We start from the raw sequence: 14,606 nt of genomic DNA, 5'->3' as shown, positions 1-14,606 counted from the left end.
TTGGAGTTATGGCCCGCTGATACCATTTTAGATTTTAGATTTTAGATTTTAGATTGGGCAATGACTTATTCAATAAGGGTTTGGAGTTTGCCTGTTGCATTTGGATTGTTTTTTTTTTATCGGCCTTACTATGGTGGAAAATTTTTTGTTCTTCTTTCTCTATTGTCTACTAGGTCAGCTTTCTTCTCGTCAATCTTTACCGTATCTTTGCAAGCGTTCGCCCCAAATCCTATGATCGGCGCAATTGTACCCCGCCACTTGATTTTTTACACTCGTTCACATAATTGATGAATTTTGACTCGATCGGATTGAAAACGCTAAAACGCCGTTTTTTTCACATTTTTTTTACAATAATACTTTAAAATTAACCCGGTGGTATGATGTTGGCAGGGAAACTCATAACCACAGCGCCGTCAACCTTCTGCCTTCAGTTGCGCTTGCCGAATGCTGGAGGAAAAGACAGAGCAATGGCTGCCAATAAAAAACCCCAGCGTTTGGCTGAGGACTGCTTGAGTGGGAGATATCGTTAATCTGCGTTTTTTTAGTTGACTTAGATTGCATGGAATTCCATGCTGCTGACTTTCCCCGGGCTTTCGCGTTCGGGGATTCCTAAGAACAAACTTTTCAGGATGCCTCCACAAAAAGTTTAATTCTTAAAGGCGTGGTCAGAAACTGGCTAACCACTCGCTCAACTCTAAAAGTTAAGTCTGTGGCTAATTGTAGAAGATGCGCCCTGATGGCTTAACTACCCGATGGATTAGCACCCTGATGGCATAACTCCCTGATGGATCGACGCCCTGATGGCTTTCGCTCCACTACCCAAAAGATTCGGGTTGGTGGATGATCGTGGACATTAGTAACACGTCACTTCTGGCGTTTCCGATCGCAAGCGGGTGTGCCTGTCTGAATTGATTATGGCAGGCAGATTTATCAGAAGACAAGTGGGCTATTGCATCAACCCATTTCTGACAGATCGGGTGAGCCAAAAAGTGTCAATCTACGCAAATCAGGGTCATCGAACATGAAAAACAGCATCTTAGTATTAGGGGTAATTGCCTCGGCTGGCTTCGGCTTTTTCCAGGCAGGCAGCGCCAGCGCTTCAGCGATCGCCACACAACCTTCATCAGCCAGTAGTTTGACGGCTTGGGAGAGTCGTCCTGACTTTAACTACACTGGAACGAATGAGGATGGGGACCAAGAAGAGGTAAAAACGGGTAAAGGCAGGAAATAATAATTGGCGCCCGGAGTGTGGTTCGCTCTGATGCGGTTGTGGTTGTAGTTGTGGTGCTTGTTGTCCCAACCGCCTCTGATCGAGGTAGTTAAAACTCGATCCCAAGATCAGTCTACCTAATCCCAGGGGTGGTAATCAGTTTCAGAGAACGGTGGATGGGAAAATAAACAGGTAAGGCGAGTCTGTTGGTGGAGTTTCCCCGCCTATCAACTTCCTTACCTTCTGATGTTCGGGATTTGGATCTGGCACAATCGTATTTCATCTCGTAAAAACCCAATGGAAAATACTCTCGAAACTACCCGCAGACAGCGCGTATTGACAAGAACCCAGGAACGGCGTCAGGCGACACCCAAAGAAAAACAGTTGATTCACCTGCTAGCCAATATGGCTTGCAGCTTGATTAAATACGACTACAAACACGCAGCGGGCAAGGGTACTCTCCCGCCTTCGGAAAGCAAGCGTTTAGCGGAATGGCACTACCTGCGAGTTCAGCAAATTCGCCGGATAGAACGTTCATTGGAGCCCGTAGCAACCCTTAAGCGCGTGTACTACAAGAGCATCCTCAGTCCGAGGGATCTGAAGTCTTTGAAACTGCTGTGGCTGGAGGAGGACAAAAACCGTGTCAAACGGGTCGATCCTGACTTGGACGACATCCTCAGCGAAGCTTTGGATCGGGGAGATACTTTAAAACAGCTATTTCACTCGATCGAAGTCAAAGAACGCACCTTTTCTGCAACTCCTAGCCCAGGCGCCGTGCCGCTTTGGGTCAAAGAGTGGGAAGACTCGGAATATGACATAAACTTTTTTCCGCCTTCCTTCCCTGCATGGGTTTCAATCGTGGACGACTAGGTTCAAAAAAACTCTTTGGTATGGCATCGATCGTAAATTTCAGATGGTAGACTTATTTGCGATTGCTGACATTGGCGAAAAGTGTGCGATCGGGCGATCGGCTAAACCAGGCGGTGTGGCGCGCAGGCATCCGAGTACAGAGAAGTGAATCGGAGTCAGTACCATTGTACAATGGGGGAAAACCAGGGCTTCAGCTAATAGCTGATAGCTGATAGCTGATAGCTGATAGTTTCTCATGACTGACTCGATTTCTACTTCTCCTCTAGACTCGGCGGCCGATACAGCCGAACTCCGCTCTCAGTTGAGGTCGGGTTCGGAAAAAGCTCAACTGCAACTGCTGCAACAACAAATAGCAGATTCCGGTTGGGATGTATTGATGGAATTTTTATTAGAGCGCAAGTCAGAGGCACCGACTGCGGTAATGGGTAAGGCTTACCAAATTCTTTACAGTGCTAATTCTCCGAGAGCGACGGAGTTTTTGCAAGCGAATTTTCCGACTGGGGTTGTGCCGCTGCGATCGGACTCTAACATTGATTACACTCCGCTGCAACAATTATTGGCGTTACAGGAATTTCAAGAAGCCGATCGCTTGACTTTAGACAAGCTTTGTGAATTGGCTGGTGAAACAGCTTCTGTGAGAAAGTGGCTGTATTTTACGCAAGTTGAGAGCTTGCCGGTAACGGATTTGCAAACAATTAATACGCTGTGGAAAGTTCATTCCGAAGGCAAATTCGGCTTTTCGGTGCAGCGGGAAATTTGGCTGAGTTCGGGCAAGAATTGGGATAAATTGTGGCCGCTAATTGGCTGGAAGAAGGGGAATAATTGGACGCGATACCCGCAAGAGTTTATTTGGGATTTGAGCGCGCCTAGGGGTCATTTGCCGCTGTCGAATCAGTTGCGGGGAGTGCAGCCGTTTGCAGCTTTGATGGCTCATCCTGCTTGGTTGAAGTGAATGGTTTTGGGGCTTTTGGAGAATGCGGGGCGGGCTGGATAGCCGGCCCCGCTATGGTTTTTGGGGAATTGGGATTTTGATTTCTGAGGCGCAGAAATTCACAGAAATTCACAGGCGGGATGCCTGTTCCACTTTTGGCGTAGAGGGAGAAGGGCGATCGTACTTCTAGGAATGTTGGGAAATTTTGTATAATTGATATTTGATATCATGTCTGGTCGATTACCCTGATTCCGTAGGGGCGGGTTCACCAATAATATTTGCCAAAAACGGACAATCTCACAAACCCGCCCCGGCCAATGTATTATGGGTGAGCGATCGGACATGATAGGAGTTAATTAGCGAGAGGGCTGGGAGTCATGGTAGGCATCGGAACCAAACTCACTTTAGCAGAATTTCTAGCTTTGCCCGACGGAGATATATATTGTGAGTTTGTAGATGGTGAAGCAGTCCCCAAAGTGTCTCCAAAATATTTTCATTCGACTTTACAGTTTACTTTGTGTCGCCTGATTCGTGTATGGTGTAAAGGACGCGGGCGAGTGCTTCCAGAATGGGCAATTTTGTTAAAACGTCAGGATAAAGATTGGGCACCTGTTCCCGATTTAATGTACATTTCTTATGAACGTCTGCCGAAAAGTTGGCGGCGAAATGAAGCTTGTCCCGCAATTCCTGAACTGGTGATTGAGATTATATCGCCCGATCAAAGTATGAAGGAATTTGAAGAGAAGGCGAAAGATTATTTGGCGGCGGGCGTTCCGCGAGTTTGGGTGATAGATCCAGAGGCTATTTTAATTAAAAGTTTTTTGACCGATGGTTCTAGTCAAGTTTATACGGATAATACACTAATTTTGGATGAGTTGCTGCCTGGTTTGGAGTTGACGATTAGACAGATTTTTGAAGAGGCGGAGTTGATTGATTGATTGAGGGCGATCGTACTCTGTGCAAGATATCAGTCGTAGGGTGCGTGACAACGGGAAAACTTTGAAGGAGCGGCGGTGGGTTCCATTTGAAAGAAAGTTATGACTTCAGAATTAACCGACGCCTTAAAGCGAATCTTAAGCTGGATAGAGCGACACGAGCCCTGGTTGATTGAGTATCTATACCCTGGCTTATCAAAAGATGAGATAGATAACTTAGTAAGAGATTTACCAATCCAATTTTCTCCTGAACTCTATGAACTCTATCAGTGGAGAAATGGTGCAGTAGAAGGAGATGAGTGGAAGGAAACAGCTTGGATATTTCATAGTTGGACTTTTAGACCTCTACAAGAAATCGTTGCAGAGCTTGGCCAGGATATCTTCACACATCAAACTATCCAAACAGATAACATAGCCGATGTAGATATAATTAAGCCTTATTGGGAAAGTTTTAAGTATTTAAATATTTTTTATCACATTTTATGGGAAGATAAGGGGTGCGTTTTAATTAATAACATACTAAATTTTTGTCCGATAATTTTTCAGCGACTTGAAGAAGGAGAGTTAACTTTACTTGAAAAGTATACAAGTTTAACCAGTATGATGCTAACCATCGCAGAATGTTATGAAGCAGGAACTTACTTCATAGGGGATTATATTTCTCGCCACCCTGAAAAAGAATATCAAATTTGGCGTAAATATAATTCTCAGATTATAGAATTTGCTCTACAAGCTATTCAGCAAGGCTCTTTGTGTGGTCGGTTTTTTACATATTTCTCCAACGACCTAATCGAATTTAAAGATCCAAGAACTGTGGAGCCTCTAATCCAAGGGTTGCAATTACTCAATCATCAGAATGCAGAGCGATTGAACCAGCAGAATAACGATCCATTTCTCTATTACGATCCCAAAGAAGAGGTAGCCAGAATTTTGGGAGATTTAGGTGATGCTAGAGCTGTGCCTGTTCTAATTGCCACTCTCAAAGACGATTGTCATAATAATTGGGATTACGCAACTAAAGTCAGTGCAGCAAAGGCTCTGGGTCAGATCAAAGATAAACGAGCAACTTACTCTCTCATTGAAGCTTTGCAAGATAACCAGGATGAAGTTCGACAGATGGCAGTTTGGGCGTTAGGTGAAATAGGGGATTTAAGAGCAGTAGACTCCCTAATTGATGCTTTGCGAGATAGTGATTATAGGGTAAAACAAGCGGCAAATGAAGCCTGGGATAAACTGGCTGCAAAATTTCCTGAGCTTGACGAACAAATTCCCTTTTAATGCTAACTATACATAAACTCAAAGACATTCATTAAGTTGTTTCAGATCCCCTTGCGGCTGCACTTGCTTGTGCAAACTAATTTTGTCGCCCACTTCATACCCCGAATTAAAACCCGCCGCGCTACTGACTTGAGAATCTGTTCTCGTTCTAATTTTAACCCCTCGGCCCTCTAGATAATCCGCGATCGCCAGTTGATTTTTCTCAAACATCGATCGCACTACAATCGCTGGAGTCGCCGCCGCATCCCCGGAACCCGGAATCCCTGAGTTTTCCATCTCCTGTTTTTGTTCCAACAATCTTTGTCTCAACCTCGTCGCGCATCCAACCCGAAAAGCATTCAGATACGCCAACCCTCTGCCATTTCCTTTGCGGTATTTAGCCCTTTTTTCAATCGCAGAGCTCAAATACTCGTACAGATGTTTGCAAACAATCAGGTTGGTAGAAGTTCCCACCAAAAACATACTGCCATTATAAGTGTTTCGCATGGCAGTGCAACCGTTAGCGTCGGCAATTCCCGAAAGCAGCATCATTTTCCAAGTGACAAATTTGGATGTTGTTTCAACTGAGTCTTCGTCAATCTCTTCTTGGTGATTTGGCCCTAAATCGGCGAGACTGAGATTGTACTGTGCCAGTAACAGGGAAGCTTTTTCGGCTGCCGCAGTGGATTCGTTTTCATTTGATGAGGTGGCGAGGGCTAACAGCTTTTTGATTCTTTCGACAATACTTGTGTCTGCCATTTTTCTATCGGTTTTAGGGTGAGAGTATGCGGTGGCAAGGATTTGGGTGAATTCCTATTTTAGTATAGCTGGGAATGTGGGAGGTTTTTTGAGGAGGATTTTTTTGAACCGCAGAGGGCGCAGAGGGCGCAGAGAGAGAGAAAGAAAGAAAGATGTTTGCAACTGATGCGCGGATTGGTTACTCTTCGAGGACTTCCAGGACTGATTTGGGCAACAATTTATCTTTAAACCAGACTACTTTTGCTGGCACTTCATTTACATTCACTCCGGCTTTTTCTAAATTCAGCCGTTCGGAAATAGCTAAAATTAAGTTATCGCATTCAGACTTCTGTACTTGTGCAAATTTCTTTTGCAAATACTCCGGCCGCCAATAGCCAACTATTTCTAATAAAAATACTCGCCCGTCGGGATGCACTAACCGAAAGTCGGGAATCATCACACTACCTGGAATCGGAATTAAATCTACTTCTCGCTCTAGTTGCCACTCGGTTTTTGTGGAATTCCATCTTTCAGCAAATGCTGCTTCTAACATACTATCATAAGGCTTGCCAGGGGGATAGTGGCTGACTAAACCGCAGTCGGAATTTAGGGTAAATTTACCTGTTTTCAAAACGCCACTAAAAGGATCTTTTGTGTGCAGTGTGGAGTGCATACTCCATTTGGTGACGTGCAGCAGTGCGGGCAGCATTTTCGCCAGGGCTAAGCCGTAGCGGGTGCTGGGTTTGAATAAGCTTGTAGGGCCGTCTATTGTCAGTGTAAAACCGTGGTCGGCATCGCCTTCGATGTAAGTCATTAATTGAAATAGTTTCAGATAGCGAAATAAGAGTTTGTATTCTCCTGGATCGTTGCGGTGGGCGGTTAATTGGACTTGACTTGCTCGGTAAAATATGCCTTGAACTTGAGAAAGATTGTATTTGTGAAGCAAGTTTTCGGGTGTTGGTGCATTAAACTCAGTGAGGATTTTGTTTTCGTTTAAATCGGCGTATAAACCTGTAGTGATTTCGTGAGGAAAAACTTCTCTGTTTAACTCTTGGCTGAGTTCACTTGCTACTTTTTCCAGGGTTAATTGGGTGGATTGAGGGCTGGGAGTCGATCGCGCGGACAAGGCAAAAACCCGCTGTCTCAACTCTGAGGGTTCTAGGGGACTGATGACTTCCAAGGTGCAGAAACCGCCTTTCAGCAGGTGCGCTAATCCCCGTTTCAGCCGATAATCGGGGCTGTCGCCTTCTAATTCTAGCAAGCGTCCGTCGAGTTCGCCTTGGGTTTTGCCGATCGACTCTTGGAAGCAGTCGATCATTTCCGTTGCAGCTTCTAAGTTTTTAGCATCTATCTTGAGGCGGAGAGGGATGATTGATTCTCCGTTTTGGCGGTGACTTAATAAATCAGTTGGTAACATACGCAGTAAAAACTTTTACTCAATTCTTTGTTCAACAATCACCATAACTCCCCTAAGTTTTCCCTCTTCTGTCAAGCTTTGGGTAGTCCGAATTCGCCGATCGGAACTGACAAGATGGATGGTTTCAACAGCCCTCATAAAGCCAGTTGCTTTGTCCCATACTTGAAAAATTATCAAATCATCTCCAACTTCTGTCGCTAGTGTATTGTAGTTGGGAAAAACCGAGTCCAGACCTTCAATTTGCACTTGTCCTTCGCCGACAACATAACCCACAAACTTTTGGGTTTCACTCTGACCATTGGCATAAGTTTGAAGGTTAGTTTGCCTCCACTCGTTATCAACTATTTTCTGGGTAACAACTGCTGTAAAACGCCTGGTTTCTTTGCAGTCGGCATCGAGTATTGTCCAGTCTCCCTCCCAAACTCCTGTATGTTTGGGGAAAATTTTAAAGTTAGTTAGTTGTGCAGTTTCGCTCATTTTTATGTAAGGTGACTTAGTTAATAGTGAGATTATACACTAATTGGGCAATTTTCAATTTTCCGGGGAATCATCATTGTATTTTCCCCATTTTGCGGGTGATTCGGCTGCTTTTTTAGTCACATCCCCGTTAACTCCTTAAATCGATTTGAGATTTGATATTTGATATTTGAGATTTGAGATTTTAAATAGACCTAGGAGTGCTTTAATTATATAACCATCCTTTCGCTAAGACTTCCCATCCCACAACTAAGTTATTTAAGCTTGCTACCAGGGAATTTCATCATTGTCTTCTCCCCATTTTGCTGGTGATTCTGCTGCTTTTTTAGTCGCCTCCCGGTTGACTCCGTAAATGGGTGTCGGTTTGACAATTTCTAATTTCTGATATTCTGGCTTGGGCGGTTCTACTTGTGTTTGTGGTTTCGGTTTATGAGGCTGCATTCCTCCTCGGCGGCGTTGAGAAGTTCTTTCTTCGCTGGTGTCTTCGGTGACGACTTCGTAGAGAATTGCTAACTTATTTACATCGCTGCTTTTGCGGAGAACTCGACCCAATCGCTGAATGTATTCGCGTTCGCTGCCGGTGCCTGACAATATGATAGCAATTCGGGCGTCGGGAACGTCCACTCCTTCGTTGAGAACGTGGGAGGCGACGAGGGTTTTGTATTCGCCGCTGCGAAAGCGATCGAGGATTTCGTGGCGTTCTTTGACTGGGGTTTGGTGGGTAATTGTGGGGATGAGAAATTCTTGGGAAATTCGGTAAACTGTGGCGTTGTCTCCGGTGAAAATTAGGGTGCGCTGGGGAGAGTGTTCTGCTAGTATGTTGGCTAAAATTCGCAGTTTGCCTTCGGTACAAAGGGCGATTTCTTTGGCTTGGCGGTGGGCTAGCATGGCGCGCCTTCCCAGGGGCGATCGCGCGCTTGCCATGATAAACTGTTTCCAACCTTCGAGGCTGGATATTTTGATGTTAGACTGTTTTAAGAAGTCGTTGCGAATGTTGATTAATTCGGCGTAGCGAGATCCCTCTTCTTTTGACAGTTTTACCATGATTTGAACTATTTTATGGTCGGCTAAAGCATCGCCTGCCAAATCTTCGGGTCTTTTGCTAAATACTGTCGGGCCGATCAGGAAATGCAAATCGCTGTGGCGGCCGTCGGTGCGATCGGGTGTGGCTGTCAGTCCGAGTCGAAAAGGCGCGATCGCATATTCGGAAATTACTCGATAAAAGTCTGTTGGCAAATGGTGGCATTCGTCAAAAACCAGCAAACCGTATTTATTGCCCAAGGTTTCTGCATGAATACTTGCACTGTCGTAGGTTGCGACTAAAATTGGCGTTTTGTCCCGCGAACCTCCGCCCAACAATCCGATTTCGATGTCGGGAAAAGCTGCCTTTAAATTAGCATACCACTGGTGCATTAAATCGAGAGTTGGTACTACAATTAATGTACTGCGACCAGTGACTTGCATGGCTAATTGTGCCAGATAAGTTTTGCCGGAAGCGGTGGGAAGGACGACTACTCCTTGGCTTCCTGCTTCTTGCCAAGCTACGAGGGCCTGTTCTTGATGTGGGTAAGGCTGCATTTCCACGCTGGGTACGAGTTCGAGTAGTTCGTATGCCCTAGCTTCGTCCGTGAAGTGAATGCACTCGGCTTGGAGGCATTCTACCAGCGGGCGGTAGTGAATTGCTCGAATGCGGTATTTTTCCACGCGATCGTCCCAAGTGGCAAAGTCCACCCAGTCTCTGCCTTTGGGCGGCGGGTGTAGCAAGAGAGTTCCGCGATCGAATGTTAAGGTAGGTGTGCGTGGCATTTGTTTAGATAGGGGGGCGAGTTATGCCTGTTAAATTATAAGTGACAGATCAAATATATTGACTCTTCTTGAAATTATCTGCGTTACTCTGTGTTAATCAGCCCTACATCTGCGGTCGATCTATCAATCAAAAAATTATGTAATTCAAGTCTAAATTGAGGAAATTGCGATCGATCTGGCGGAAAATCCAACACAAATTATCCTACCCCAGCCGGATTGCCAAATCTAAAATCTACAAGAGTATTGGCCCGCTGGGAATGGTTTTTAAGTTAGATTCGATCTATGTATGCCTGAGATTAGAGGTTATAGATGGAAATAGGCGTCCCCAAGGAAATCAAGGATTTAGAGTTTCGAGTCGGGCTCAGCCCCACAAGTGTCCGGGCTTGTTCGGACAAAGGCCACACAGTTTTTGTGGAAACAAATGCTGGTGCTGGGGCCGGTTTCGCAGACGAGGACTACGTTCAAGCAGGGGCTAAGATTGTCTTAAAGGCTTCCGATGTCTGGAAGCGCGAACTAATTGTTAAAGTTAAAGAACCGCTGCCTGCTGAGTATCCGCTGATACAAAAAGAGCAGTTGCTGTTTACATATTTGCACTTGGCGGCCGATCGCACATTAACCCAGCATTTAATTAGCAGCGGAGTCCAGGCCATCGCCTACGAAACCGTCGAACTCCCGGACAGAAAGTTGCCGCTGCTGACGCCGATGAGCATTATTGCAGGGCGTTTGGCCGTGCAGTTCGGTGCTCGATTTCTGGAACGACAGCAAGGCGGCAGGGGCATACTTTTGGGTGGCGTACCGGGGGTAAGACCGGGTAAAGTTGTGATTTTGGGCGGCGGCATTGTCGGCACAGAAGCAGCCAGAATTGCTGTAGGAATGGGCGCCAGAGTACAGATATTAGACGTAAATGTCGATCGCCTAGCCTACTTGGAAACTCTGTTCGGTTCCAGAGTAGAATACCTCTACAGCAGTCCTTTGCAAATTGAAGCAGTTGTTCCCGATACTGATTTGTTAATCGGTGCGGTTTTGGTTCCGGGGAAAAAAGCTCCGGTGCTAGTTTCTCGCGAATTTGTTGCGAAGATGCACCCCGGTTCTGTGATTGTTGACGTAGCCGTTGACCAAGGCGGCTGCGTGGAAACTTTGCGGGTAACTTCTCACACAAATCCTACTTATGTTGAGGAAGGAGTTGTGCATTACGGCGTGCCGAATATGCCCGGTGCCGTGCCTTGGACTGCGACTCAAGCTTTGAATAACAGCACTTTGCCTTATGTTTTGCAGTTGGCAAATAACGGGATTAAAGCTTTGGAAATGAATCCGAGTTTGGCGAAGGGATTGAACGTGCAGAATCACCGATTGGTGCATCCGGCCGTGCGCGAGGTTTTCGCAGATTTGGCTGATTAGATTCCCATTTTTTTTAAGTAAGCTATCCCGCATCTAAATTGTATTTTGGTGCGGGTAGGAGCAACAGTCTCGATCCCCCTCGCATCCCCTTAAGAAGGGAGACTTTGAGTGAGGAGAGTTGAATGGCTTGCTCGATGCGATCGAGGTCATCAGATAAAATATTAGGCAGCATAATTCAGTCGTTGCGCTAGTTGCTGATGCAGCCCTCGATTGAGAAAAAGGAGTAAAGGGCGATCGACCTTTTTATGCCAAAAAGAGCGATCGACCTTCTCCCTAATTCACAAGATAATCACTCAGAGTTTTTAGTAAGCGTTGATGTCGCTTGCGATGAAATAGCTCCAATAGAACCGATAATTTGATTGCGAGGCAATACAGCAAGGAAACCTAACCGAATTAACGATTGAGACCGTAAACCACTGGGAGCAAAGTCTGGGTCTGAAGGGGAAATAATATCGACAAAATCTGGAACCTGTTGATGTAGTTGGGTGCTAACACCACAAACTAAAAAATCTCCATAAGGAGGTAGTTCCCTCAGAAGGATGACTGGACGATTCTTAATTTTCCCGTCAGCTTGAGGAATTGGGGTGAGAACAACATCAGCTTCCTGCATAGTCAGGATTTGGTGTTTTAATTGCATTGAGCGGGTAATCGTCGTTCTGATTGTAGGCTTTGTTTAGTTGATGCCTTGACAACCACAACCCGGCTTCGCGTTCTGCTAATTGTTCCGGGAGGACTGTGATAATGAGTTTTATGTTTGGTTCAAGCTTATAGGGTTCATCTAGCTGAATAGATTGCCCATCAAAATGTGCTGATAAAGAAATAAGCTTCATGGCTTGGATATCTTGAAGGCGAGTGCTTTTACTAAGTTTATCATATTTTGACGCTCTAGGGACACAGGCTTTGACCCGTTTCTCTACCATAAATTTGCTCCATTCCTTAGAAAAACGATCGCCCCTCCTCGAAGCAAAAAGCGAGATTCCTCGATCGAGAAAAGCGATCGAGCTTTCCATGACAAAAGAGCGATCGCTAACCCACTGGACGCGAATAGTTGTATAATAGACAAACTAGGCAAGCGCAAAAAGTGAAAACCTATGTCACAGGCAATCCTCAAACAAATTGTTAATCAGCTTGAAATGCTGGAAGTTTTAGAGTTACAGGAACTCGAGCGCGTAATCTGGAAATATCTGGCTGACAAACAGCAAGCTACTCAACAATATCTACTTCAAAAATCTGCTAATAAAAAACAATTATTTCGAGAATGGGATGACATTTCTGATGAAGAAGCTGCGATACTAAAAGCTGAGTTTGCCGCCGAGGATTTAGCTTTTGCAGAAGTCGCCTTAAGTGATTATCTGCCTCGACTTCAGCAACAGGATAAAATCTGATGCTAGGAGATATTTATTTGGCAGATTTGAATCCTTCTAGAGGGTCAGAACAAGCAGGAATTAGACCAGTCATTATTGTACAGCGAGATACATTAGACCGCTTTACTACAACAGTAGTCGTAATTCCGGTAACAAGTAATCTGCGACGATGCTCAAATACCAGGGACAATTATTTTACCGACTGGTGAAGGTGGTTTAACACAAGATTCGGTCGTGCTTTGCTATCAAATAGTAGCGGTAGATAGAGAGCGATTAATCAAAAAATTGGGCACTCTTTTAGCCGATTATGTATCAAGATTACAGGTAGCATTGCAGTATACATTGCAAATGGATGAATTTGAGAATGTAGAAGAATAGAATGAGTTGAAGCGCGATCGCACTCACAGCCCCAAAGAGCGATCGCCCCTGTCCATCCACAAGACCGAGATCCCTTTCCATATCCCCAAAAAGCGATTTCCTATGGGATAGCTTCGCACGCGGACTGCACGATCGTTTATAATTACAATGATTGACGAGTTATGAGGAGCGTGCAAGTATGGCAAAATTCCTCAACGAACTTGCGGAAATTATCTGGAATTTGAAACGCCAGTTGCTAGATATTGTTGACGCAGCAACAGCAGCAGAATTGACTCTATTTGAACTTTTTGGAGAAACGAGTGATACGATACCATTTCTGGATGAACTGAAAAGTGTGGCTGAACGTGCTACACCCTGGTTTAATCGGCTGTCTAATTTTCAGTTACGCATAGCTGAGTCTCAACCCACAATTTCGGTTGATATGCTAAACTTAGTAAACCAATCTATTGAACGCATCCAAATCGAAATTCCGGCAATGGAACGGAGTATTCAAGAAGTGAAAACGGAGTGGAATTTGCCATGACTAGCCAACCGCGTATTCCCAATCCTGAAACAGCCAAGAGATTATTGGCTAATTTGCGCCGCAGTCGTTTAGCAATGGAAGCAGCGACTCTGGAATTAGAAGACATTACAATGCAGTTGGAAAATGACAGCAGACAAAGGCGTTTGGTGCGGTTGAGGCAGGCAATTAACGATGCTGAGGCTGCTAATTTTTCAGTCAATGTCTGAAATTATTTCTTAAATCTCGCCCCAAAACCTATAATTTAAATATTGACGAAAACAGCAAGATCGATCGCACTTTTTGACTCATAACAAAAGAGCGATCGACCTTTCCCTATCCCCAAAAGATCGCCCTAGTTGTCAAGTAGACATGGTTTGAGATAAACTAATTCTGAAACTATTCCCTAAATATCGCCCCATCACCTATAATTTCTATTAACATCTTGTCCCCCCCTTCTTAAGGGGGGTTAGGCAGGGTGGATTAATTGTCAAAAGAGTAAACCAGTGGGGTTAGGCTATTTGCTGACGAGCACGCGCCAGATTTAATTGGTTTGTCTTGATGAGATAAACCGAAAAGTAATTCGCTAACATATTCAAGTTGATTGGCCATAAATCTCAAAGCTTCAGGAAGTGTATTTGTACCGAGCATCCGAGCTAGAGATACTAAAAATTGTCTGACCATTGCCCAATTCGCAGGCGCATTACCGCCTCGATGAATGCAGTTATCCTCATTTAACGTCACATCTTTAACCCAATGCAGCCGATTCTCTATTAACCAATGTCCTCGAATTGCCGACGCAAATTGGCTGGCCGACCAATCCTTGCTACTTAAATAATAATGTGTTTCGTGGAAATAAACTAACCGACGACGACTTTTTTTGCCTTCCCACCTACGGCCGGTTCTTGTTATGGCAATTATGCGTTTGACACCCGCCCACGCTGGTAATAACTGAGCTGATACGGGATAAATTGTAGTAGAACGAGTTGTGGTGCGCCCGTGCAAGCGTTCTGAGGTTTGAGTTGAATCGAGCGCACCCACAGATTTGACTAATTTTTGAGCCAGTTTAAACAGACTGGATTGATTCTTTTTGATAGTAATTATGTAGTCATTGCCTCCATCAATAATTAACTGAACAGTTTTTTTTTGCATGTGCAGTGCATCGGCAGTAATTACTACTTGAGAACCCGCAAGTTGTTGCACGAGTTCTTCAACAACTTCGATTTCACTTCGCTGCTGATTCTCCATAACTTTATGTCGGACTACCCAGCCGCGATCGTGACTGTATGCAGAAACTAGACTCACAAAATTTTGGTAAGAACTATT

Annotated in this window: 21 protein-coding genes; 12 read left to right on the top strand and 9 right to left on the bottom strand. The window is 44.8% G+C overall.

Translation table 11 applies throughout. From position 1 onward, the window contains the following. Window positions 1–1,021 precede the first annotated feature (1,021 nt). Together QUA88_RS25975 and QUA88_RS25970 are read left to right on the top strand one after the other, a co-directional pair. On the top strand, window positions 1,022–1,231 hold the full coding sequence (locus tag QUA88_RS25975) for a hypothetical protein (RefSeq protein ID WP_333058256.1): 210 nt from the start codon (window positions 1,022–1,024) through the stop codon (window positions 1,229–1,231). 276 nt (window positions 1,232–1,507) lie between these two features. Continuing rightward, window positions 1,508–2,080, top strand: a complete 573-nt coding sequence (locus QUA88_RS25970) for a hypothetical protein (protein WP_333058257.1) — start codon at window positions 1,508–1,510, stop codon at window positions 2,078–2,080. Window positions 2,081–2,119: 39 nt separating this feature from the next. Here QUA88_RS25970 and QUA88_RS25965 read toward each other — a convergent pair whose 3' ends face one another. Continuing rightward, window positions 2,120–2,317: a hypothetical protein gene (locus QUA88_RS25965; RefSeq protein ID WP_333212647.1), complete on the bottom strand. Its 198-nt coding sequence runs from the start codon at window positions 2,315–2,317 to the stop codon at window positions 2,120–2,122. On the opposite strand from QUA88_RS25965, the gene QUA88_RS25960 reads away from it, so the two are divergent. From QUA88_RS25960 to QUA88_RS25950, 3 genes are all read left to right on the top strand, one after another. Then, on the top strand, window positions 2,316–3,032 hold the full coding sequence (locus tag QUA88_RS25960; RefSeq protein ID WP_333212649.1) for a GUN4 N-terminal ARM-like repeat domain-containing protein: 717 nt from the start codon (window positions 2,316–2,318) through the stop codon (window positions 3,030–3,032). The genes QUA88_RS25965 and QUA88_RS25960 overlap by 2 nt on opposite strands. Window positions 3,033–3,388: 356 nt before the next feature. Further along, entirely contained in the window at window positions 3,389–3,949 is a 561-nt protein-coding gene (locus tag QUA88_RS25955) for a Uma2 family endonuclease (RefSeq protein ID WP_333212651.1), read from the top strand. 99 nt (window positions 3,950–4,048) lie between these two features. Continuing rightward, window positions 4,049–5,224 (top strand): HEAT repeat domain-containing protein, encoded by a 1,176-nt coding sequence (locus QUA88_RS25950; RefSeq protein ID WP_333058260.1) that lies wholly within the window; start codon window positions 4,049–4,051, stop codon window positions 5,222–5,224. An 18-nt stretch (window positions 5,225–5,242) separates the two neighbouring features. On the opposite strand, the gene QUA88_RS25945 is transcribed toward QUA88_RS25950, so the two are convergent. The 4 genes from QUA88_RS25945 to QUA88_RS25930 all read right to left on the bottom strand — a co-directional run bounded on the left by QUA88_RS25945 (window position 5,243) and on the right by QUA88_RS25930 (window position 9,641). Beyond that, complete coding sequence (locus QUA88_RS25945; RefSeq protein WP_333058261.1) at window positions 5,243–5,962, bottom strand: DUF2786 domain-containing protein; 720 nt, start codon at window positions 5,960–5,962, stop codon at window positions 5,243–5,245. A gap of 178 nt (window positions 5,963–6,140) precedes the next feature. Then, on the bottom strand, window positions 6,141–7,358 hold the full coding sequence (locus QUA88_RS25940) for a DUF790 family protein (RefSeq protein WP_333212226.1): 1,218 nt from the start codon (window positions 7,356–7,358) through the stop codon (window positions 6,141–6,143). 15 nt (window positions 7,359–7,373) lie between these two features. Then, window positions 7,374–7,835: a DUF3598 family protein gene (locus QUA88_RS25935; RefSeq protein WP_333274555.1), complete on the bottom strand. Its 462-nt coding sequence runs from the start codon at window positions 7,833–7,835 to the stop codon at window positions 7,374–7,376. A gap of 267 nt (window positions 7,836–8,102) precedes the next feature. Next, window positions 8,103–9,641 (bottom strand): DEAD/DEAH box helicase family protein, encoded by a 1,539-nt coding sequence (locus QUA88_RS25930; RefSeq protein WP_333212228.1) that lies wholly within the window; start codon window positions 9,639–9,641, stop codon window positions 8,103–8,105. Window positions 9,642–9,950: 309 nt separating this feature from the next. Between QUA88_RS25930 and ald the strand changes: the two genes are divergently transcribed. Next, on the top strand, window positions 9,951–11,039 hold the full coding sequence (gene ald / locus QUA88_RS25925) for an alanine dehydrogenase (protein WP_333058265.1): 1,089 nt from the start codon (window positions 9,951–9,953) through the stop codon (window positions 11,037–11,039). Window positions 11,040–11,061: 22 nt separating this feature from the next. Here the strand turns inward: ald and QUA88_RS25920 are convergent, their stop codons facing one another. From QUA88_RS25920 to QUA88_RS25910, 3 genes are all read right to left on the bottom strand, one after another. Beyond that, a complete protein-coding gene (locus tag QUA88_RS25920; protein ID WP_333058266.1) occupies window positions 11,062–11,211 on the bottom strand; it encodes a hypothetical protein in 150 nt (49 codons plus the stop codon). Between the two features lie 117 nt (window positions 11,212–11,328). Next, the gene (locus QUA88_RS25915) at window positions 11,329–11,649 is read right to left on the bottom strand and encodes a hypothetical protein (RefSeq protein WP_333058267.1); all 321 of its coding nucleotides are present in this window, start codon (window positions 11,647–11,649) and stop codon (window positions 11,329–11,331) included. Continuing rightward, entirely contained in the window at window positions 11,636–11,959 is a 324-nt protein-coding gene (locus QUA88_RS25910) for a hypothetical protein (RefSeq protein ID WP_333212231.1), read from the bottom strand. Before QUA88_RS25910 ends, QUA88_RS25915 begins: the two co-directional genes overlap by 14 nt. Window positions 11,960–11,963: 4 nt before the next feature. Here QUA88_RS25910 and QUA88_RS25905 point away from each other — a divergent pair, with 4 nt between their 5' ends. From QUA88_RS25905 to QUA88_RS25885, 6 genes are all read left to right on the top strand, one after another. Next, entirely contained in the window at window positions 11,964–12,095 is a 132-nt protein-coding gene (locus QUA88_RS25905) for a hypothetical protein (protein ID WP_333212233.1), read from the top strand. Between the two features lie 35 nt (window positions 12,096–12,130). Then, window positions 12,131–12,424, top strand: coding sequence for a hypothetical protein (locus QUA88_RS25900; protein ID WP_333212235.1), 294 nt, complete (start codon window positions 12,131–12,133; stop codon window positions 12,422–12,424). Further along, the gene (locus QUA88_RS25895) at window positions 12,424–12,612 is read left to right on the top strand and encodes a type II toxin-antitoxin system PemK/MazF family toxin (protein ID WP_333212237.1); all 189 of its coding nucleotides are present in this window, start codon (window positions 12,424–12,426) and stop codon (window positions 12,610–12,612) included. The genes QUA88_RS25900 and QUA88_RS25895 overlap by 1 nt, the downstream gene beginning before the upstream one ends. Before the next feature lie 25 nt (window positions 12,613–12,637). Beyond that, a complete protein-coding gene (locus QUA88_RS29580) occupies window positions 12,638–12,781 on the top strand; it encodes a hypothetical protein (RefSeq protein WP_445243128.1) in 144 nt (47 codons plus the stop codon). 178 nt (window positions 12,782–12,959) lie between these two features. Continuing rightward, window positions 12,960–13,304, top strand: coding sequence for a hypothetical protein (locus QUA88_RS25890; RefSeq protein WP_333058271.1), 345 nt, complete (start codon window positions 12,960–12,962; stop codon window positions 13,302–13,304). Next, window positions 13,301–13,510, top strand: coding sequence for a hypothetical protein (locus QUA88_RS25885; RefSeq protein ID WP_333058272.1), 210 nt, complete (start codon window positions 13,301–13,303; stop codon window positions 13,508–13,510). The genes QUA88_RS25890 and QUA88_RS25885 overlap by 4 nt, the downstream gene beginning before the upstream one ends. A gap of 253 nt (window positions 13,511–13,763) precedes the next feature. Here the strand turns inward: QUA88_RS25885 and QUA88_RS25880 are convergent. Next, the coding region (locus tag QUA88_RS25880; protein ID WP_333274549.1) for an ISAs1 family transposase at window positions 13,764–14,606 on the bottom strand (843 nt) is incomplete at its 5' end.

It is taken from the genome of Microcoleus sp. D3_18_C2 (genome assembly GCF_036702395.1).
Lineage (GTDB): Bacteria > Cyanobacteriota > Cyanobacteriia > Cyanobacteriales > Microcoleaceae > Microcoleus.
The sequence above is the reverse complement of the archived record's forward strand: the minus strand, read 5'-3'. Positions and strand labels throughout refer to the sequence as shown.